General features: G+C 50.2%; 19 protein-coding genes. 7 read left to right on the plus strand and 12 right to left on the minus strand.

Going from position 1 to position 18,331, the window contains the following annotated elements; all coding sequences use genetic code 11:
• The first annotated feature begins 6 nt into the window (after nucleotides 1-6).
• Nucleotides 7-831: a metal ABC transporter ATP-binding protein gene (locus tag CR46_RS0110730; protein ID WP_035536538.1), complete on the plus strand. Its 825-nt coding sequence runs from the start codon at nucleotides 7-9 to the stop codon at nucleotides 829-831.
• 14 nt (nucleotides 832-845) lie between these two features.
• Nucleotides 846-1,784: a metal ABC transporter permease gene (locus tag CR46_RS0110735; protein WP_035536605.1), complete on the plus strand. Its 939-nt coding sequence runs from the start codon at nucleotides 846-848 to the stop codon at nucleotides 1,782-1,784.
• Here CR46_RS0110735 and CR46_RS0110740 read toward each other — a convergent pair.
• The 7 genes from CR46_RS0110740 to CR46_RS0110765 form a co-directional block, all read right to left on the minus strand.
• Nucleotides 1,774-2,190, minus strand: coding sequence for a CBS domain-containing protein (locus CR46_RS0110740; RefSeq protein ID WP_051690165.1), 417 nt, complete (start codon nucleotides 2,188-2,190; stop codon nucleotides 1,774-1,776). The genes CR46_RS0110735 and CR46_RS0110740 overlap by 11 nt on opposite strands.
• A gap of 10 nt (nucleotides 2,191-2,200) precedes the next feature.
• Nucleotides 2,201-2,554 carry a P-II family nitrogen regulator gene (locus CR46_RS0110745; protein WP_030072709.1) on the minus strand — a complete coding sequence of 118 codons (354 nt, stop codon included), beginning with the start codon at nucleotides 2,552-2,554 and terminating at the stop codon, nucleotides 2,201-2,203.
• Nucleotides 2,544-3,359, minus strand: coding sequence for a Na,Li,K/H(+) antiporter subunit UmpB (gene umpB, locus CR46_RS0110750; protein WP_030072711.1), 816 nt, complete (start codon nucleotides 3,357-3,359; stop codon nucleotides 2,544-2,546). The genes CR46_RS0110745 and umpB overlap by 11 nt, the downstream gene beginning before the upstream one ends.
• Nucleotides 3,359-4,123 (minus strand): DUF1538 domain-containing protein, encoded by a 765-nt coding sequence (locus tag CR46_RS0110755; RefSeq protein WP_030072713.1) that lies wholly within the window; start codon nucleotides 4,121-4,123, stop codon nucleotides 3,359-3,361. The genes umpB and CR46_RS0110755 overlap by 1 nt, the downstream gene beginning before the upstream one ends.
• Nucleotides 4,124-4,256: 133 nt before the next feature.
• Nucleotides 4,257-4,388: a hypothetical protein gene (locus tag CR46_RS18635; RefSeq protein WP_264018190.1), complete on the minus strand. Its 132-nt coding sequence runs from the start codon at nucleotides 4,386-4,388 to the stop codon at nucleotides 4,257-4,259.
• On the minus strand, nucleotides 4,385-5,596 hold the full coding sequence (locus CR46_RS0110760) for an MFS transporter (protein WP_030072715.1): 1,212 nt from the start codon (nucleotides 5,594-5,596) through the stop codon (nucleotides 4,385-4,387). The genes CR46_RS18635 and CR46_RS0110760 overlap by 4 nt, the downstream gene beginning before the upstream one ends.
• 72 nt (nucleotides 5,597-5,668) lie before the next feature.
• The gene (locus tag CR46_RS0110765) at nucleotides 5,669-7,129 is read right to left on the minus strand and encodes a GntP family permease (protein ID WP_030072718.1); all 1,461 of its coding nucleotides are present in this window, start codon (nucleotides 7,127-7,129) and stop codon (nucleotides 5,669-5,671) included.
• A gap of 333 nt (nucleotides 7,130-7,462) precedes the next feature.
• Here CR46_RS0110765 and fabI point away from each other — a divergent pair, with 333 nt between their 5' ends.
• The 4 genes from fabI to CR46_RS0110785 all read left to right on the plus strand — a co-directional run bounded on the left by fabI (nucleotide 7,463) and on the right by CR46_RS0110785 (nucleotide 12,481).
• Nucleotides 7,463-8,236: an enoyl-ACP reductase FabI gene (gene fabI / locus CR46_RS0110770; protein ID WP_084180447.1), complete on the plus strand. Its 774-nt coding sequence runs from the start codon at nucleotides 7,463-7,465 to the stop codon at nucleotides 8,234-8,236.
• 58 nt (nucleotides 8,237-8,294) lie between these two features.
• On the plus strand, nucleotides 8,295-9,725 hold the full coding sequence (locus CR46_RS0110775) for a bifunctional enoyl-CoA hydratase/phosphate acetyltransferase (RefSeq protein ID WP_030072722.1): 1,431 nt from the start codon (nucleotides 8,295-8,297) through the stop codon (nucleotides 9,723-9,725).
• 2 nt (nucleotides 9,726-9,727) lie between these two features.
• The gene (locus tag CR46_RS0110780) at nucleotides 9,728-10,981 is read left to right on the plus strand and encodes an acetate/propionate family kinase (protein WP_035536540.1); all 1,254 of its coding nucleotides are present in this window, start codon (nucleotides 9,728-9,730) and stop codon (nucleotides 10,979-10,981) included.
• Nucleotides 10,982-11,134: 153 nt separating this feature from the next.
• Complete coding sequence (locus CR46_RS0110785; RefSeq protein ID WP_030072726.1) at nucleotides 11,135-12,481, plus strand: Na+/H+ antiporter family protein; 1,347 nt, start codon at nucleotides 11,135-11,137, stop codon at nucleotides 12,479-12,481.
• 75 nt (nucleotides 12,482-12,556) lie between these two features.
• On the opposite strand, the gene CR46_RS0110790 is transcribed toward CR46_RS0110785, so the two are convergent.
• The 4 genes from CR46_RS0110790 to CR46_RS0110810 form a co-directional block, all read right to left on the minus strand.
• Nucleotides 12,557-13,291 carry an RNA methyltransferase gene (locus CR46_RS0110790; protein WP_030072728.1) on the minus strand — a complete coding sequence of 245 codons (735 nt, stop codon included), beginning with the start codon at nucleotides 13,289-13,291 and terminating at the stop codon, nucleotides 12,557-12,559.
• 161 nt (nucleotides 13,292-13,452) lie between these two features.
• Nucleotides 13,453-15,096 carry a chaperonin GroEL gene (groL, locus tag CR46_RS0110795; RefSeq protein WP_030072731.1) on the minus strand — a complete coding sequence of 548 codons (1,644 nt, stop codon included), beginning with the start codon at nucleotides 15,094-15,096 and terminating at the stop codon, nucleotides 13,453-13,455.
• 58 nt (nucleotides 15,097-15,154) lie between these two features.
• Complete coding sequence (locus tag CR46_RS0110800) at nucleotides 15,155-15,448, minus strand: co-chaperone GroES (protein ID WP_030072732.1); 294 nt, start codon at nucleotides 15,446-15,448, stop codon at nucleotides 15,155-15,157.
• A gap of 229 nt (nucleotides 15,449-15,677) precedes the next feature.
• A complete protein-coding gene (locus CR46_RS0110810; RefSeq protein WP_030072737.1) occupies nucleotides 15,678-16,145 on the minus strand; it encodes an FxsA family protein in 468 nt (155 codons plus the stop codon).
• 228 nt (nucleotides 16,146-16,373) lie between these two features.
• Between CR46_RS0110810 and CR46_RS0110815 the strand changes: the two genes are divergently transcribed.
• Nucleotides 16,374-17,135, plus strand: coding sequence for an SDR family oxidoreductase (locus CR46_RS0110815; protein WP_030072739.1), 762 nt, complete (start codon nucleotides 16,374-16,376; stop codon nucleotides 17,133-17,135).
• 86 nt (nucleotides 17,136-17,221) lie between these two features.
• Here CR46_RS0110815 and CR46_RS0110820 read toward each other — a convergent pair whose 3' ends face one another.
• On the minus strand, nucleotides 17,222-18,295 hold the full coding sequence (locus tag CR46_RS0110820) for a hypothetical protein (RefSeq protein ID WP_030072741.1): 1,074 nt from the start codon (nucleotides 18,293-18,295) through the stop codon (nucleotides 17,222-17,224).
• Nucleotides 18,296-18,331: the final 36 nt, after the last annotated feature.

Here is an 18,331-nt window from a genome sequence, read left to right on the forward strand (position 1 = left end):
GTTTATATGACCACGTCCGTTTCAGGTGCAATCGCCGCGATTGAGGTGAAGGGGCTTTATGCAGCCTATCAACGGCAGCCCGTTTTAGAGAATATTCACTTGGCGTTTCCTGCTGGCCAATGGACAGCTATCGTTGGCCCTAACGGGGCGGGTAAGTCGACGTTATTTCATATTTTAACGGGTAGCATGAAGCCGCTTCGCGGGCATATAAAAGCGTTTGGCGAGGCGATTGAACATCATCGCAAGGCGGGCAGTATTGCGTATATGGCTCAGCGTGAAGCGATCGAGTGGGATTTTCCTATTTCGGTTCGGGACACCGTAATGAGCGCGCGTTATGGCCACATGCGCCGTGATCCTTTATGGAGGCAACTGTTACCTGCGCGCTGGCAGGCCGCCCGCCATCACCAAGCTGTTCAGAAAGCGTTAACCGATGTTGATATGTTGGCACTGGCGGAACGACCGATTGGGGCCCTCTCTGGCGGCCAAAAGAAGCGGGTTTTGCTCGCTAGAGCACTAGCTCAAGAAGCTAATATTCTGTTGTTGGACGAACCTTTAGCGGGCGTTGATCCACCCAGTGAGCAGCTCATTCTAGATGTATTAAAACGCGAGCGAGAAGCAGGCAGGACAATCGTAATGGTTACCCACGATATGCCTGGGGCACGCCGTTATGTGGATCATGTTGTGCTCATCAACCGCTTTATTCGTGGCGAAGGATCGCCTGAAGAGATGCTAAGTGATACCAAGCTAGCCGAGCTAGCTGTCAGTTCCATCGAGCAGTCGGCAAACGATCGTACGCAGCGCGCTAAAGATTCTGCGCTAGCGCATAAGTAATGGGCACAATTGAGATGTTACAACTGTTAGATACGATAAGTAGCGCCGTGGTTAGTGGGTTAATTGCAGCGCTAATGGTGCCCGTTAACCTTCTGCCAGGCAGTATTTCCGATGCGTTTCAGTATGCCTTTATGCAGCGAGCATTGCTGACATCGATGATGGTGGGCGCTATCTGCGGCATGCTCTCCTGTTATGTGGTGCTGAAGCGTTGGTCGCTGCTGGGTGATGCGATTTCCCATGCGGTGCTGCCTGGTGTCGCCATCGCTTATTTGGTCGGGCTGCCTTTTTTTATCGGTGCTTTCGTCACCGGCGCGCTGACCTCGTTAGGGATAGGCGCAATTGAACGCCATACGCGAATCAAGTCAGATGCGGCCATGGGCATTATGTTTACCGGAGCCTTTGCGCTTGGCATTGTACTGATCAGTAAAATTGCCTCCAGTACCCATTTAATGCACATCTTGTTTGGCAATGTGCTGGGTGTTCAGCAGTCGGCATTATTACTTACCTTGGCTGCCAGCCTTGTTGCTTTATTAGTCGTTTGGCTCGCTTTCAGACCGTTAATGCTTTATGCATTTGATCCAACCCAGGCACAGGCGCTTGGTTTTAATACAGGTATCATCCATTACGGGCTGATCCTATTACTAACGCTGACTATTGTGGCTAGCTTGGAAACCGTTGGTATCATCCTGGTGGTGGCGATGCTGATTACCCCAGGAGCCACTGCCCATCTGTTAACCGATCGTTTTAAAACAATGCTGTTAATTTCTGTAGCAGTGGGCGTTGGCTCGGCTGTGGTTGGGCTCTGGCTTTCCTATGCACTAGATGTAGCTTCCGGTGGCACGATTGTCTTAGTCGCGACGGGTTGCTTTTTTCTAGCACTGTTGTTTTCACCTAGGCATGGTGTACTTATGCGCCTATGGCGACATCGCAAGATTGGTCATCTTAATGACTAGCCATCCAACCCAAGACCATTTTATGGTAATCCACGATACCTAATACTTCCTGGTTCGCATCTACAACGGGCGCTAGGGATAAACCAAATTGATCAAAAAGCCGTGCGCAGTAGCGAACGTTCATTTCCGGACGGACGCTAACAACAGGTTTGCTCATAATTTCATAGAGATTGATGCGTTCTGCCGGGCGGTTAGGCGCAAGTACTTTCTTGGCGATATCAGAAGGTAAAACAATGCCTAACTCGTCATGCTCAGTTCTCCTATTGATAATGATGACGCTAGCCCTGTGCTGGCGCATTAATGTAATGCCATCTGCAACCGTTAGGAATCCATCTGTTATTACATAGTCAGAGTGCATGACATCGCGGACAGTGCGCTCAGCCGTCGTTGGCTTGATGTTCGACATCTTAAACTCCTTAGCCCAGAGGCTGGTTTAGCGTTTCTGAAAGAGATTTAATTTGATGTTTGACACCTAGGGCATCTTCTACATCGAGCTGAAACGCAATGCCTGTACCAGAGGTTTCGTCGAACTCACCCACGTTAGCGATGGCTTGGAGAATATGTCGGCTGATATGTTCTTCTGCTAAAAAAAGCAACACGTCACGTTGGGCGGTAATTTCCATACCAAAAATGCCCCGTGCTTTTTTAAGACCTTCGCCCCGTGCGTTGTTGATTACCGTTGCGCCAGTAGCACCAGCATCGCGAGCAGCCTGAAGGATATCGTCGCTTAGTTCATCCTCAACTAACGCTACAATCAGTTTAAAGCGCATTCTTATCTCCTTTAATAGACGACGGAGCTTTGCTGTAAGAGAGGTTGTCTGTGGTTTGCTTGCGTTTATCTTTCCACTGAGCAATTTGTGCATATCCCATTACTGTAATAATGGGGAATAAACAAGCGAGCGCAATCATGCCAAAACCATCCATTAATGCACTGCGCCCAGGTATCGATGACGCCAGCCCCAAACCTAATGCAGCGATTATGGGTACCGTAATCGTCGAAGTAGTAACACCACCGGAGTCAAAGGCAAGAGGAATAATGGATTTTGGTGAGCGCAGGGTTTGAAGGATGACTAAACAGTACGCTGCAAAAACAAACCATTGGAGTGGCCAACCCATCACAATGCGCCATGCGCCAAGGGTAATACCAAAAGCCATGCCCAACGCCACTGCTAGCCGCAGCATAAATGGGTTTATAGTACCGCCTGAAATTTCGCCAGCTTTAATGGATACCGCAATCAGCGATGGTTCTGCAATAGTAGTGCTCGCACCAATCGCAAAAGCGAATATATAAACCCAATAATAGTCGCTCCAGTGCCGCTGAGCACCCTCTGCAACGGTGGGTAAAAAGTCATAATTGGTTAATTGGGTGGCCATTAATTCCCCCATAGGGAATAGCGCTTGTTCAAGCCCCACAAGAAACAGCGACAGCCCGACCCAAACCATGAAAAAGCCAATCAATACCTGAGATAAATGTTTAACGCGTTTGCGGATCACGATGAACTGAAAACCAAAAATAATAGCTGCAATGGGCAAAATATCGCGCAAGGTGTCCCAGAAAATAGTGATTAAGTTCATCATGAGCTCCCAGCGACTACATTAAGACCAAATATGCCGAACAGTAATACAAAAATGATGGGCATGACGGATGCAAATGCAATAAGCCCGAAGCCATCAAGCATTGGATTTCGTCCTTTTATAGTCGAGGCTAAGCCTACTCCTAGCGCCGTGACGAGCGGAACAGTAATAGTTGATGTGGTAACGCCGCCGGAATCATAGGCAATACCAATCAACTCACTAGGTGCCACAAGTGTTAGTAATAAGACAATGATATAGCCGCCAATAATCATCATATGTAGCGGCCAGCCTTTGAAAATTCTTAATACACCGACAACCACGGCGGTACCTACTGAAACGGCCACTACCATGCGTAGGGTAAAAGCAAAAGAAGTCTGAGCTTCGCTGGTATTCGCAATTAACCCACTTTCTGATACCACTTCACCTGCGCGAGCAGCAACAGCTATAAGCGCCGGTTCAGCGACGGTTGAGCCAAAGCCAAGGGCAAAGGCAAATAGCAGCAGCCAAGCAACAGATCCTTTTTGCACAAATGCACGTGCTAAATTTTCGCCTAGCGGGAAAAGCCCTAGCTCCAGCCCTTTAATAAATAATGTTAGCCCCATGACAACGAACACGAGTCCAAGCACTAAATCTAACAGAGCGAGTGAATCAGGTAGTGGTTGGCGTATGACGACAATTTGGAAAAAGCCCATGACCAGTACAACAGGTAATAGGTCTCTGAGGCTATCTTTAAGCTGATGTGCAAGCGACGTAACGATATTCATTGAGCGTTTATTTTCACCGGGGCGTTTACGTGATTATTATGCGCGGATTGGCATCTAGTGAACGTGCCTTTAAGCGGAAAGTATAAAGTAAAAAAGAGATATCAGCGTGATGCAGCTCAGGGTTTTGAACGTTTCAGCACAGTCGGCTGCCAAACAGTAGTAGTGAGCTATCCAGCGAATGCCAGCCCCACCAAGCGAGAGCAGTTCCACCCAGCAAGAGAGCTGTTATTACCACAAATACGGCCAATGTTGACAGTGGCTTCATGAGGCCACCTGGGGAGCCGTTGCGTTGCGTGCCAACGGTTTCTCGCTGATAAACCAGTGCAAACCAGCGGCGACCAGTGAAAGTACAATGGCAATTTTCCAGACAGTGTCATAATGGCCAGTGATATCATAGAGATAGCCGCCGAGCCAGACGCCCATAAAAGAGCCTAGCTGGTGAAATAAGAACACAATACCGCCCAGCATAGATAAATGGCGAACACCAAATACTGATGCCACAATGCCATTGGTTAAAGGAACAGTTGAAAGCCACAGTAGGCCCATGGCGATACCAAATATATAGGCGCTGGTAGCTGACAGCGGCAGCATAATAAACACAGCAATGACCACGCCACGAATCAGATATAACCAGCTGAGCAGGCGTGGCTTCGACCAAATTCCCCCCATCCACCCCGCTGTGTAGGTGCCCAGGATATTAAACAACCCCACTAAGGCTAACACTGTGGTACCCACTTGAATGGCCAGCCCATTATCAAATAGGTACCCAGGCAGATGAACCGCGATAAAGACTACTTGAAAGCCGCACACGAAAAAACCTAGGCACAACAGCCAAAAGCCTTTTTGCCCCGCCGCTTCGTTGAGCGCATCGCGTAGGCTTAAGTCGCCCAGCGCGTTAGGGCTTGGGCGGTCTTTGAGCATTGCCCCCAGGGGAACCATCAGCGCGGCAATAACCCCCATGGCCAGTAATGCCGCTGACCAGCCAAGCCATTCAATTAGTCCTAATGTACCGGGTAGCATCGCAAACTGACCAAAAGAGCCAGCAGCACTCACAATACCCATCGCCATGCTACGTTTTTCAGGCGCTACCGCACGACCGACTGCTCCCAAAATCACTGAAAATGTTGTTCCAGAAAGGCCCAGCCCAATCAGTAACCCAGCGCTTAACGTCATGCCAAGCGCGCTGGTGGAAAGGCTCATAAAGCACAGTCCAGCGACATACAAAACGGCCCCAACCACAATAATTTTGGCCGCTCCAAAACGGTCGGCCAGTGCGCCGGTGAATGGTTGCGACAGGCCCCATACAAGGTTCTGAAGCGCGAGCGCAAAGGCAAATACACCCCGACCCCAGCCGAAGTCGCTGCTCATCGGTTCAAGGAAAAGCCCAAAGCCATGGCGAAGCCCCATGGCCGTGGAAATAACCAAGCTTGCCAGCAGTATCAGAAGTAAGGCGTTTTGTCGTGCGATAGCCATATAAGGTCTCGTTATTGTTCAGGCTAATAAATGCTTAACTCATTACTTAACTATCGCATGTGGTGCGTTTTTTTAGAAGCTGCCAAACAGCGTGCCTAGAGTGATGACGCTAACGAGTGCGGCAATAGGCAGCAAAATCGTTACCATTGCCAAATTACCGTAAGACTGGCGGTGGGTTAAGCCGCAAATAGCCAAAAGTGTAATCACTGCGCCAGAGTGAGGCAGCGTATCCATACCGCCCGCGGCGAGTGTTGCTACCCGGTGCATGAGCTCTGGACTAATTCCCGCTTGCTCCGCCATCGCGAGGTATTCGCTGCCAAGTGTTTGCAACGCAATGGAAAGGCCGCCTGATGAAGAGCCCGTAATCCCAGCGAGCACACTCATAGCCATGGCTTCGGATATTAACGGATTTCCTGGGGAAACATTCAGCACGTCATCGCGAATAATGGCGAAGCCTGCCAGAGTTGCAATAACCGCTCCATACCCAACTTCAGAAGCAGTATTGAAAATTGGCAGAAGCGAGCCTAAGCACCCCTGGTTAACCGTGGCTTTCAAATCCTGCCAGTAACGCCAGCGAGTAATAATCAACCAAGCAGAAGCGCTGAGCAGGGCAATTAATACAGCCCAGAGCCCGGTTTGCCTGCTGGGCGTCACGTTCTCGAAGTTGTCGCTGATAAAGCTAAGGTCCATCGCTGGAAAGATGCCGTAAGTAAACAGGGCGTTAAGACCAATCACCATGACCAGTGGAATCAATGCAATAGCCAGTGGCATGGTAGGTGCTGAGTTAGTCGCGGTGTCAGCTGTAGTTGTGTCAGTTGTGTCAGTTGTGTCAGTTGTGTCAGTTGTATCCGTTGTATCCGTTGTGTCAGTTGCTTCCCGCTCTGTATGGGTGCCATAGCCTTCGCCACACGCTGCCGCTTTTTTAACGCGTGATTGCAGATAGAGAATGCCCAAACCTAGCATAATCAGCCCCGCAATCACCCCTAATCCCGGCGCTGCGAAGCTGTTGGTACCAAAGTAAGGGATAGGAATGGCATTTTGGATAGAAGGTGTGCCGGGTAAGGCAGTCATAGTAAACGTGAATGATCCCAGCGCAATAGAGGCGGGTATTAAGCGCTTTGGCACATTCGCTTGGCGAAATAACTCACGGCTGATGGGATAAATCGCGAAGGCAACGACAAAGAGAGATACGCCGCCATAGGTCAGCACTGCACAGGCAATAACGACGGTCAGTACCACGTGATGGGTGCCGAGCCGATTAACAATGCCATTTGAGATTGACTGCGCTGCTCCCGAGTCAGCCATTAATTGGCCAAACAGCGCTCCTAATAGAAATAACGGAAAGAACTGAATGACGTAATTTCCCAGTGCCTTCATGAATGTATCGGTATAGACCGGTAGTAGAAATGCCACATCGCCGGATAACAGCACTGCAAGAGAGGCCATAAGTGGCGCTAACAGCAGTACAGAGATGCCGCGGTAGGCGAAAAACATCAGTAGCAGTAAAGAAATAATAATCGCTAGCATGCCCATACAGGCTCCCAAGATATGGTTACAAATGATGTGGTTAGCCACAGGGTTAAACGACAAGACACGCAGTTAGAAAACGTCACTGAGAAACGCAGCTAAAAAAGACGTATCGTTAAATTAGCAGTGTCGGTAATAAGTTGAGGGCGGCATACTAGGTAGTATGTTGCACAGCAGCAAGGGTGCTTTTACTAAAGTCGTAGGCCTGTGTCACAAAGGCTCCACGTTTATTAGTGACTCTTCTCGTTAAGACCTGAAAGCAAGCGTTATTCAATAAAGCCTTTTACGACATTAACGATGGCTTGATTTTCTTATTATCAACTTCTTAGGAGGCCAACGGTGTCAAATCCTTTTTCCATGCAAGGCAAGGTCGGTATTGTCGCGGGTGTTGCCAATCAAGACAGTATTGCGTTCGGCTGTGCCCAGGCGCTGCATCATGCTGGTGCTGAATGCCTAGTCACTTACGCTTCTCCCCGTGCTGAAAAGTTCGTGACACCACTGGCAGTTGATATGGGGGAGCCGGAATTAATACTGTGTGATGTGCAGCATGATGATCAGCTTGAGGCCCTGTTTGAACGGGCCAGAGAGCGCTGGGGCCGACTAGATTTTGTTGTTCACTCGATTGCCTATGCGCCCCTTGACGACTTGCATGGACGGGTAGTGGACTGCTCAAAAGAGGGGTTTTTACTCGCTATGGATATTTCCTGCCACTCCTTTATTCGCATGGCTAAGCATGCCGAACCGTTGATGAAAGAGGGAGGGAGCCTGTTCAACATGACCTACTACGGGGCCGAAAAGGTGGTTGATAACTACAACTTAATGGGCCCCGTAAAAGCCGCGCTTGAATCTGCCACGCGCTATATGGCCGCTGAGCTTGGCCCCCAGGGCATCCGTGTGCATGCAGTATCGCCAGGTGCTATTCGTACACGGGCAGCGTCTGGGCTTAAAGCGTTTGATGAACTAGCTCATGATGGCGAAATGCGCTCGCCACTACGCCGGCTTGCTAGCGTGCAAGATGTTGGCAATGCAGTGGTTTATTTAGCCTCTGACGCTGGCGCTTCACTGACGGGGTTGACTCACTACGTTGATGCAGGCCATCACCTTCGTTTTTAACATATGGTGGGCTAAGCAAACGGCCTAGCTTAAGGAAGCGTTCAAAAGGAGTAACTCGATGTCGGTCAATGACGTAAATGATCTAATTGAAAACCGCACTTATGACGAAATAAGCGTTGGTGATGAAGCCCATTTGGAAAAACGCCTGACCATGGAGGACATCAAGTTATTTGCTGTGATGTCAGGGGATGTTAATCCGTCACATGTCGATAGCGACTTCGCCAAAAGCAGCCGTTTTCAGGAAGTGATTGCCCACGGTATGTGGGGTGGGGCGTTGATCTCTACCGTATTGGGTACCCAGCTGCCTGGGCCGGGTACGGTCTATCTTGGCCAGACGCTGAAGTTTAAGGCGCCAGTAAGGCTCGGCGATGTACTACGGGTATCCGTGCGGGCTACTGAAAAAGACGACCAGCGTCACCGAATTACCTTCGCCTGCCGCTGTGAAAATCAACGAGGCGATACGGTCATCGAAGGAGAAGCTAGTGTCTTAGCGCCGGTTAAAAAAATTAGTCGTCCTCGCGCGCTGCTGCCAAAAGTACGCTTAACCGAGCGTGGCAGGCTACATGAAATCTTAACGGCTGCTGATCGTCCAGAACCGATGCCCACCGCAGTCGTTCACCCAGTGGATCAAAGCGCCATTTGCGGAGCGGTTGAGTCAGCGGCACAAGGGTTAATCATTCCCGTACTGGTTGGGCCCAAAGGGAAAATACAGCTTGCGGCTGAAAAAGCTCAGGTTGATATCAGCGCCTTTGAGCTGGTGGATGTACCCCATAGCCACGCCGCAGCCGAGCAGGCAGTAGCATTAGCCCGCCAGGGGCGCGTAGGTGCGTTGATGAAAGGCGCACTGCACACTGATGAGCTTTTACGTGAAGTACTTAAGCGTGACACGGGGTTGCGCACCGAACGGTGTCTGAGTCATGTGATGGCCTTTGATGTACCAACTTACCCAAGACCGCTGTTAATCACCGATGCGGCGATCAATATTTATCCTAAGTTGGCGGAAAAGCGCGATATTGTTCAAAACGCCATTGAGTTGGCTCATGCGCTGGGTAATGACAATCCTCTTGTGGCGATTCTTTCTGCTGTCGAGACCGTTAATCCTAAAATCACCTCCACGATTGATGCGGCGGCACTGTGTAAGATGGCAGAGCGTGGTCAGATAACCGGTGGCACCTTAGATGGTCCGCTAGCGTTTGATAATGCCGTTTCAGAAGCAGCGGCAAGAACTAAAGGTATCGTTTCGCCAGTCGCTGGGCGTGCCGATATTCTCTTAGCGCCAGATCTTGAAGCAGCCAATATGTTAATGAAGCAGCTTACCCACTTAGCGGACGCAACGGGCGCAGGCGTTGTTGTCGGTGCTAGAGTGCCGATTATGCTAACAAGCCGTGCAGACGACGCGTTGACGCGTATGGCGTCCAGTGCGTTAGCGTTACTGCTGGCTGATCATCAGCGTCGTTGTGGCATGCTTGGTAGGACTTCAGGAGCTTAATAATGCAAGAAATATTGGTGCTAAATAGCGGCTCTTCTAGCGTTAAGTTTGCCCTTTATCATGTTGGAACTGCTTATTATGCGATGGATGAAGACGCTACTGGCACACCCAAAGAAGCGTTGACGCTTAGCTACAGTGGTCATTTTTCGGGTTTGGCTACGTCTCAGTGCCGTGTGTCGTTGGTACATAAAAAGGTCGGACAACAACCGCATCACTATGAGCTGCAAGCGCTGCAGGCGATGGGACTAACGCCAGCAACGAATCATGAAGAAGCCATTACAAAACTTATGGTGTGGCTTGACCAACGTGACGATAAAGGCACGCTGATTGCTATAGGGCATCGCGTTGTTCATGGTGGCCAAACCTACCACGAAGCGGTTAGGTTAAGCGCTAATGATTTGGCTGAGTTGGAGAAGTTTTCAAGCCTAGCGCCGTTGCATCAGCCCCATGGTCTTGCCCCTATTAAGCTATTAATGGAACAAGTACCCGATGTGCCACAGATCGCATGTTTCGATACTGCGTTTCATGCTCGCCAACCTTGGGTGGCTCGGCAATTTGCGCTGCCGCGTGAGCTTACCGCCAAGGGGCTAATTCGCTACGGCTTCCATGGCCTTTCCTATGATTATATTCAGCGCACTTTGCCGAATGTTTTGCCTAAAAATGCACCGCGTTCGCGTGTGATCGTTGCGCACTTGGGTAATGGTGCCAGTCTTTGCGCTATCCGTGATGGCGTCAGTATCGCTTCAACTATGGGCTTTACCGCACTTGATGGTCTGCCGATGGGCACACGTTCCGGGACGTTGGATCCTGGGTTGGTGCTGCACTTAATTGGTCAGGAAAAAATGAGTGTCGAGGAAGTGTCGTCACTCTTATATAAGCAATCAGGCCTGTTGGGTGTTTCAGGTATCAGTAGTGATATGCGCGAGTTACTTGCAAGTGATGCTCCCGAGGCTGCAGAAGCTGTTGAGCTTTATTGCTATCGAGCCGCGCGGGAAATTGCCAGCTTAGCCGGGGCGCTTGGTGGGCTTGACCAATTAGTGTTTACGGCGGGGATTGGCGAACGTGCCGCCGCTGTGCGTGCGCGTATTGTGGCGCAGTGTGAGTGGCTTGACATGCAGCTTGATGAACAGGCGAATCATCATAATGCTATTTGTATTTCTGCAGCGGACAGTGGCGTCGGTGTTTGGGTGATACCAACGGATGAGGAGCGCGTGATTGCCATTGATTGCCTAACGCTTCTTAACAAAGCAGATTAACCAGCTAGTCCCCTGGTGTCAGAAGCGACACGTGCGACGTTAGACATTGTGATTGTTGCTATTTCTATAGTGATTACCGCTACCGAGAAACCACTGATCTGATAGAATCCCCAGCTTTTGTAAGCTCACTCACTTATCTTACTGGGAATTTTCATGAACGCGGTAATTCTTGCTGTGCTAGTCATGGTGGCACTTTCGCTTGCTCGGGTATCCGTGGTATTTGCGCTTGTTGTTGGTGCGTTAGTAGGGGGATTAGTTGGCGGTTTATCACTGGATGAAACGCTTAGTGCTTTCAATGATGGTGTTGGTGGAGGCGCGCAAGTCGCCCTTGCTTATGCCACCCTTGGAGCCTTTGCGGTGGCTATTTCCCGTTCGGGGCTTCCCGATATGCTGGCAAATCGGCTAATTACGATGCTGGGGAAAGAAGCCACCGCAGCACATCAAGCGCGAGTAAAAGTGTTTTTGCTTGTTGCTGTGCTCTTGGTGGCTATTTCATCGCAAAATGCCATTCCTGTGCATATTGCGTTTATCCCCGTACTGATACCACCGCTATTAGTGGTGATGAATCGCCTTCAGCTTGATCGGCGCGCCGTGGCTTGTGCGCTCACCTTTGGTTTAACTGCCCCCTATATGCTACTACCAGTAGGATTCGGCGCGATCTTTCTAAATGATATTCTGCTGGCGAATTTAAATAGCGCTGGCGAGTCGCTAGGCTTGGAAATTACCCGGGGCATGGTGCCCATGGCAATGGCTATTCCGGTAGGTGGCATGGCGATTGGCTTACTCGTAGCACTTTTTTTTAGCTACCGTGGACAGCGCGAATACACCAGTAAAGACCTTGTGGCGACGAATGCCCACCAAGGCCACACGCCTGCAAAGCCTCATACATTTGGGCTTGTGATGTCGGGTGTGGCGATTGTAGCCGCACTAGGGCTGCAGCTTTATACCGGTTCTATGATTGTGGGTGGGCTAGTGGGGATTGGCTTGCTGTCGCTGGGCGGTATTTTTAAGTGGCGTGAAGCGGATGATCTCTTTACCAGCGGTATGCGCATGATGGCGTTGATCGGCTTTATTATGATTTCAGCAGCTGGTTTTGCAGAAGTCATGAAGGCGACAGGGGCCATTGACTCGCTAGTGGCAGGTGCGTTTGAACTGTTTGGTGATAATCGCGGTTTGGCGGCGCTCGTGATGCTGCTAGTGGGCTTGTTTATTACCCTAGGAATTGGCTCATCGTTTTCGACCATTCCTATTATCGCGGCGATTTTTGTTCCATTAGCGGTACAGTTTGGCTTCTCGCCGATGGCAACGGTAGTGCTAGTAGGTACTGCAGCCGCACTGGGCGACGCTGGCTCGCCAGCGTCTGATTCTACGCTGGGGCCCACGTCTGGGTTAAATGTGGACGGCCAGCATGATCATATGTGGGACAGCGTGGTGCCTACCTTTTTGCATTACAACGTACCGCTAATTGCATTTGGGTGGCTGGCAGCAATGTCGCTATAGGCGCTTTTTCACAGTTTTCTTACAGACCAACAGAAGGGCAGCTATGAGCTGCCCTTCTTTACGTTAAAACTGTAACTACTGCTTAGGTAAATGCGTTTCAAAAGCGCTGAGCAGGCCACGAAGTAAGGAGAGTTCCTTACGGCTGGGCTGTGCGCGAGCAAACAGCGCCTGAAGCTGCTCTTCCGTGCGAGCATGAGGCTGAGTTAGAAAGCCACTTTGCTGCATTAAACGTCCAAGGTGGTCTTGAAAGTGTAAAAACTGCTCGCGGCTAGGTGGCGTAGCTTCAATTGGGCGTTGATAAATGAAGGCGCTATCGTCGCGCCTACGCCAAGCGCGGTGCACTTCATAGGCTAAAATTTGTACCGCCTGGGAGAGATTTAAAATACCGTATTCAGGGTTGGCTGGGATACTTACCTGGTGTGTGCAGCAGCGTATCTCATCGTTAGTGAGGCCTGAACGCTCGCGTCCGAACACCAGCGCAACCGGCGCTTGTGTGGCGTTCTCAATCACTTGCTGCGCCATGTCATCGGGTTCATCAAAATGCGGGAGCGGCAGGCTGCGGAGCCTTGCACTCGCCCCCACCACTTGTACGCAATCACTAACTGCCTCTTCAAGGCTGCTTACACAACGGGCATGTTCAAGCACATCCGTTGCACCTGCGGCCATGCGAGTTGCTTCGTCATCAGGAAACGCCCGGGGATTAACCAAGATGAGCTCAGATAAGCCCATGGTTTTCATCGCGCGAGCGGTAGCGCCAATGTTGCCTGGGTGGAAGGTTTGCACTAGTACGATGCGAATATTGGAGAGCACGGTAATGAAGACCTACAAGCTGCCGGATAAAGGCGCTGATGGTAGCATGCTTTTAACTATCGTCAGAGGCAGGAAGGTGGGGCGTCTTTAAATAAAAGAACCCCGCACATGGCGGGGTTCTTAGCGACGTTAAACGTCAGAGCGATAGGCTCAGGGGTGGATCACATCATTCCACCCATACCACCCATTCCGCCCATGCCACCCATGTCTGGAGCGGCGTCTTTCTCTTCAGGGTCGTCAGCGATCATGCACTCTGTGGTGATCATCAGACCAGCAACGGAACCAGCGGACTGCAGAGCAGTACGGGTTACTTTAGCCGGGTCGAGAACGCCCATTTCGAACAGGTCGCCGTACTCGCCAGTTTGTGCGTTGTAGCCGAAGTTGCCTTCGCCATCTTTTACGCGGTTGATAACAACAGCGGCTTCTTCGCCGGCGTTGGTAACAATCTGGCGCAGCGGAGACTGCATAGCGCGCAGCGCCATGTTGATGCCATGGTTCTGGTCTTCGTTGTCGCCAGTCAGGCCTTGTACTTTAGCCATGACGCGAACCAGTGCAGTACCACCACCAGGTACAACGCCTTCTTCTACTGCAGCGCGAGTTGAGTGCAGAGCATCTTCAACGCGAGCTTTCTTCTCTTTCATTTCTACTTCGGTAGCCGCACCGACGCGGATTACCGCAACGCCGCCTGCCAGTTTGGCAACGCGCTCTTGCAGCTTCTCTTTGTCGTAATCAGAAGAGGTCTCTTCAATTTGCGCACGAATCTGATTAACACGAGCTTCGATGTCGTTTTCTACACCCGCGCCATCGATGATGGTGGTGTTTTCTTTAGACATCGTCATGCGCTTAGCGGTACCCAGGTGATCTAGGTTCGCTTGTTCAAGCGTTAGGCCGACTTCTTCAGAAATCACAGTACCGTTGGTCAGGATAGCGATATCCTGCAGCATTGCTTTACGACGGTCGCCGAAGCCAGGTGCCTTAGCAGCAGCCACTTTGACGATGCCGCGCATGTTGTTTACAACCAAGGTTGCCAGCGCTTCGCCTTCGATGTCTTCAGCGATAATCGCGAGCGGTTTGCCTTGCTTAGCAACAGCTTCCAGCACCGGTAGTAGTTCACGGATGTTGGAGATTTTCTTGTCGACGAGCAGGATGTAGGGGTCTTCCAGCTCAACGGCCATGGTGTCTTGATTGGTGACAAAGTAGGGCGATAGGTAGCCGCGATCAAACTGCATACCTTCTACTACTTCTAGCTCATCTTCAAAGCCACGGCCTTCATCGACGGTGATAACGCCTTCTTTACCAACTTTTTCCATTGCTTCAGCAATGATTTCGCCGATGCGCTTGTCGCCGTTAGCAGAGATGGTGCCTACCTGAGCAATCGACTTGGTGTCGGTGCATGGAACAGACATTGCCTGAATCTCTTTAACAGCCGCGCTCACCGCTTGATCGATGCCACGCTTAAGATCCATCGGGTTCATGCCCGCAGTCACGCCTTTTAGGCCTTCCGCAACAATCGCTTGAGCCAGAACGGTAGCCGTCGTGGTGCCATCGCCGGCAGCGTCAGAGGTCTTGGAAGCAACTTCCTTAACCATCTGAGCACCCATGTTTTCGAACTTGTCTTTTAGTTCGATCTCTTTAGCAACAGAAACACCATCTTTAGTGACGGTCGGTGCGCCAAAGGACTTGTCCAGTACCACATTCCGACCTTTCGGGCCGAGAGTAACTTTTACTGCGTTAGCCAGAACGTCTACACCACGCGCCATGCGTTTGCGGGCATCATCGGAAAACTTAACTTGCTTAGCTGCCATGTTCGTTATTTCCTAAACAGTGAAATTTAAAAGGAAAAGTGAGTGGTCGAGGCGCTGATTAGCCTTCGACAACCGCCAAAATATCGGCTTCGCTCATGATCAGAACTTCTTCGCCATTGATTTTTTGCTTCTCAACGCCGAAACCGTCTTTGAAAATCACTGTGTCGCCAACTTTTACGTCCAGCGGGCGAACGTCGCCGTTATCTAGAATACGGCCATTACCAGCTGCCAGGATTTCGCCACGGGTGGGTTTTTCCTGGGCATTGCCCGGTAGCACGATGCCGCCAGCGGTTTTCTGCTCTTCTTCCACGCGACGAACAACGACGCGATCGTGCAAAGGACGGATATTCATGCTCACGTTCTCCTGAGTATCGTCTGAGCCCATTAGGGCGGTTAGCTAAATGAGATTTTCGTGGGCAGCAGCCCGCGAAAAGTGAAGGTTAAACACCTTCATGTTAATGGCGAATGCTAAAGCCTTCGCCGAATTTGTATGCTGACTCAAAAGTGGGGGCTGGCGAGAACCTTTCAAGGGGTAAGTGATAAAAAAATGTGGTTTTGTGACATTCTTCTTGAATGAGGCTTCAGCGCCGTCTTGCGGTTTCATCTCGACTAATGAATTCACCTTCAATCGGCCCTTGTTGATCGTTTGATCGTGATGTATTGCCCTGCTCATAGCTTGCCTGCTGCTGGCTACCGGTGCTTTTTAAGCCTAGCCAGGTGAGCACCTTGAACATTAGTTGTCGAGCGTTAGGTAGCAGGCAGGCAATGCCTAGCGCGTCGGACAAAAAACCAGGTGCTAATAACAGAGCGCCGCCAAAAATTAGTGCCGCTCCGGTAAATAGTTCTTGAGAAGGAATTTCGCCTACCTGCATACGTTGTCGCGCGCGCGCCAAGGTGGAAACGCCCTCTTTGCGAATTAGGTGCAGCCCAATAAAACCAGTGCCTAGCACCAGTAGCAGGGTGGTTAATAAACCGATTTGGCTACCAATTGAAAACAACAGTACAAAATCAACTAACGTAAACAACGATATAAAAAGAAGAAGGGGCATGACAAACTCCATGACAGGCGTAATCGGTGAATATGGTGACAGAAATTGAAAAAACAAGCAGCTTGCCAGTGGGTGGATGCTGTCTTAGCTACTCTCTTAGCTATTCTAAAACTCGATATTTTGCGCTGAAACTTCTATGCTGCAATGCACAATAGAGGCGTTGACGTATCACGATGCTAATTATTATGCATTGGTGCATTTACGAAGTGTTGATCTAAGGAGAATCACATGAACCTGACGAATAAAGTAATTGCCATTACGGGTGGTGCTCGCGGTCTAGGCTTTGCTATAGCGCAGCGTTTAGGTAAGCAGGGCGCACGACTGGCACTTTTGGATATGAGTGCCGAAGCATTGGATGACGCTGTATCAGTGTTGGAATCCCACGATATCCAAGCAAAAGCATTTGTAACGAATGTGGCTGATGAGCAATCTGTACAGCAGGCATTTGCTGACATTGCATCGCGCATGGGTCCGGTTGGCGGTTGTGTCAATAATGCTGGTATCACTGACGACGGTCTCTTGATTAAAGCGAAGGAAGGTGTGGTTGAAAAACGTATGTCGTTAGCATCATGGCAAAAAGTGCTTGATGTGAATTTAACAGGCGTTTTTCTATGTGGACGCGAAGCCGCAACGCAGATGGTAGAAGCTGGGCATCAAGGCGTTATTGTTAATATTTCGAGTATTTCTCGCGCTGGTAATATAGGCCAAAGCAATTATGCAGCCGCCAAAGCGGGTGTGCATGCGTTAACAGTGACTTGGGGTAAGGAACTTGCCCGTTACGGGATTCGTACAGGAACCGTAGCGCCAGGGTTTATTGAAACCGAAATGACCGCTGCCATGCGCCCAGATATGCTAGAAAGAATCGCCTCTAGTGTTCCACTTAAGCAGTTGGGTCATCCCGATAACATCGCACAAAGCGTCGCTTTCATTTTTGAAAACGATTACTTTACCGCGCGAATTATTGAGTGTGATGGTGGGTTGCGGCTTTAATCGGTTAACAGACGGGGCGCTGGTAGCCGTGCCAGTGCCTTGTAGTACGTTTCAATTGATGCAGTCTTAGTAAAGAGTGTTCGCAACTAGAAGTGAAAATAATCCCGCTGTATTTCGCGTTGGAAATACATTTCCACGCGTAGTGTCATTGCCCATCGTGGGTCATAGCTGACCTCGCGTTGAAAATGTAGTTCTGGGATGACATCTGCAAATAGTATCCCTTTATGGATATCTCTGCGGTAGCGAGTTTGCAAATAGTAGTTTGTCATTCGAGGATTAGATAGGCTTTCACCAATGGCAATAGCCGAATAACGCAGCGCGCTACGGCTATTTAAGCGTTGGTTTAACTGCACTATCTCACTGTACTCAAGCGTGTCTTCCTCTTCACGCCATTGCACATTGGTGATAAATCTCAGGTGGCGATTGGTAGACAGCGGACGTCCAATATCCCACTCAGTACGTGCTGAATACCCGGAGTTGTTAAACCAAGATAGTCGATTGAATGATTCGAGCTGCCAGGGGCTATCCTTAAAATCCCACAGACGTTCGCTGGTAAAGCGTACATAGGGATCAAGTGGAAGGCGTAGACGAACGCCTGCGCCAAAGCGATTGCTCCAGTTCTCGCGTTTGTCTCTACTTTCTAACCAATCAAGACCAAAGGTTGATGTTCGGCGATCGCGCTGGTCGTTGTAGAGTCGCCCAGAGCCTTGTTCGGCTAGCGTACCCTGCGATTCTTCTGGATCGCTCTCGATAATTAGGCGAAGGCGATCTTCTGTAGTGGGAAGGTCAATGCGATAACGCACGCTAATATCGCCACTTGTGCCTTCACCTTCCATCCAGTCAATCTCTTGGCCAAGACGAAGGTAAGATCTGTTATCGGCAGAAGAGGATTGTTCGCCGCCAAAAAAAGAGTCAATATTTCGTGAGGTATTATCTACCCAGTTGCCGATGCGTGCTCGAAATGGCTCAACGTGTGTTTCAGCCCATTCAGGTAAGTCGCTGTCGCTATCTTCTTCAGTTTCATAGGTGCCAGTCTCATAGCTCTCAGTTTCATAGCTCTCAGTTTCATAGCTCTGATCCGCGTTGCTATTGGCAGCATAGACGTCTGGAGACAGTGCACAAAGTATGCCTAGACAAACGACCGCGAGCACTGGTTTCATCGAAGAGTTCCTAGAAAAATATTGCCCGAAGATGGC

This window comes from Vreelandella neptunia (genome assembly GCF_000712975.1).
Classification (GTDB): domain Bacteria; phylum Pseudomonadota; class Gammaproteobacteria; order Pseudomonadales; family Halomonadaceae; genus Vreelandella; species Vreelandella qaidamensis.

Coding starts and splice junctions, on each gene's coding strand:
- CR46_RS0110780 (WP_035536540.1), top strand. CDS start 9,728: ATGCAAGAAATATTGGTGCTAAATAGCGGCTCTTCTAGCGTTAAGTTT.
- CR46_RS0110745 (WP_030072709.1), bottom strand. CDS start 2,554: ATGCGCTTTAAACTGATTGTAGCGTTAGTTGAGGATGAACTAAGCGAC.
- CR46_RS0110810 (WP_030072737.1), bottom strand. CDS start 16,145: ATGCCCCTTCTTCTTTTTATATCGTTGTTTACGTTAGTTGATTTTGTA.
- CR46_RS0110815 (WP_030072739.1), top strand. CDS start 16,374: ATGAACCTGACGAATAAAGTAATTGCCATTACGGGTGGTGCTCGCGGT.
- CR46_RS0110735 (WP_035536605.1), top strand. CDS start 846: ATGTTACAACTGTTAGATACGATAAGTAGCGCCGTGGTTAGTGGGTTA.
- groL (WP_030072731.1), bottom strand. CDS start 15,096: ATGGCAGCTAAGCAAGTTAAGTTTTCCGATGATGCCCGCAAACGCATG.
- CR46_RS0110775 (WP_030072722.1), top strand. CDS start 8,295: ATGTCGGTCAATGACGTAAATGATCTAATTGAAAACCGCACTTATGAC.
- CR46_RS0110730 (WP_035536538.1), top strand. CDS start 7: ATGACCACGTCCGTTTCAGGTGCAATCGCCGCGATTGAGGTGAAGGGG.
- CR46_RS0110740 (WP_051690165.1), bottom strand. CDS start 2,190: ATGTCGAACATCAAGCCAACGACGGCTGAGCGCACTGTCCGCGATGTC.
- CR46_RS0110820 (WP_030072741.1), bottom strand. CDS start 18,295: ATGAAACCAGTGCTCGCGGTCGTTTGTCTAGGCATACTTTGTGCACTG.
- CR46_RS0110785 (WP_030072726.1), top strand. CDS start 11,135: ATGAACGCGGTAATTCTTGCTGTGCTAGTCATGGTGGCACTTTCGCTT.
- CR46_RS0110755 (WP_030072713.1), bottom strand. CDS start 4,123: ATGAATATCGTTACGTCGCTTGCACATCAGCTTAAAGATAGCCTCAGA.
- CR46_RS18635 (WP_264018190.1), bottom strand. CDS start 4,388: ATGAAGCCACTGTCAACATTGGCCGTATTTGTGGTAATAACAGCTCTC.
- CR46_RS0110765 (WP_030072718.1), bottom strand. CDS start 7,129: ATGGGCATGCTAGCGATTATTATTTCTTTACTGCTACTGATGTTTTTC.
- CR46_RS0110760 (WP_030072715.1), bottom strand. CDS start 5,596: ATGGCTATCGCACGACAAAACGCCTTACTTCTGATACTGCTGGCAAGC.
- CR46_RS0110800 (WP_030072732.1), bottom strand. CDS start 15,448: ATGAATATCCGTCCTTTGCACGATCGCGTCGTTGTTCGTCGCGTGGAA.
- umpB (WP_030072711.1), bottom strand. CDS start 3,359: ATGAACTTAATCACTATTTTCTGGGACACCTTGCGCGATATTTTGCCC.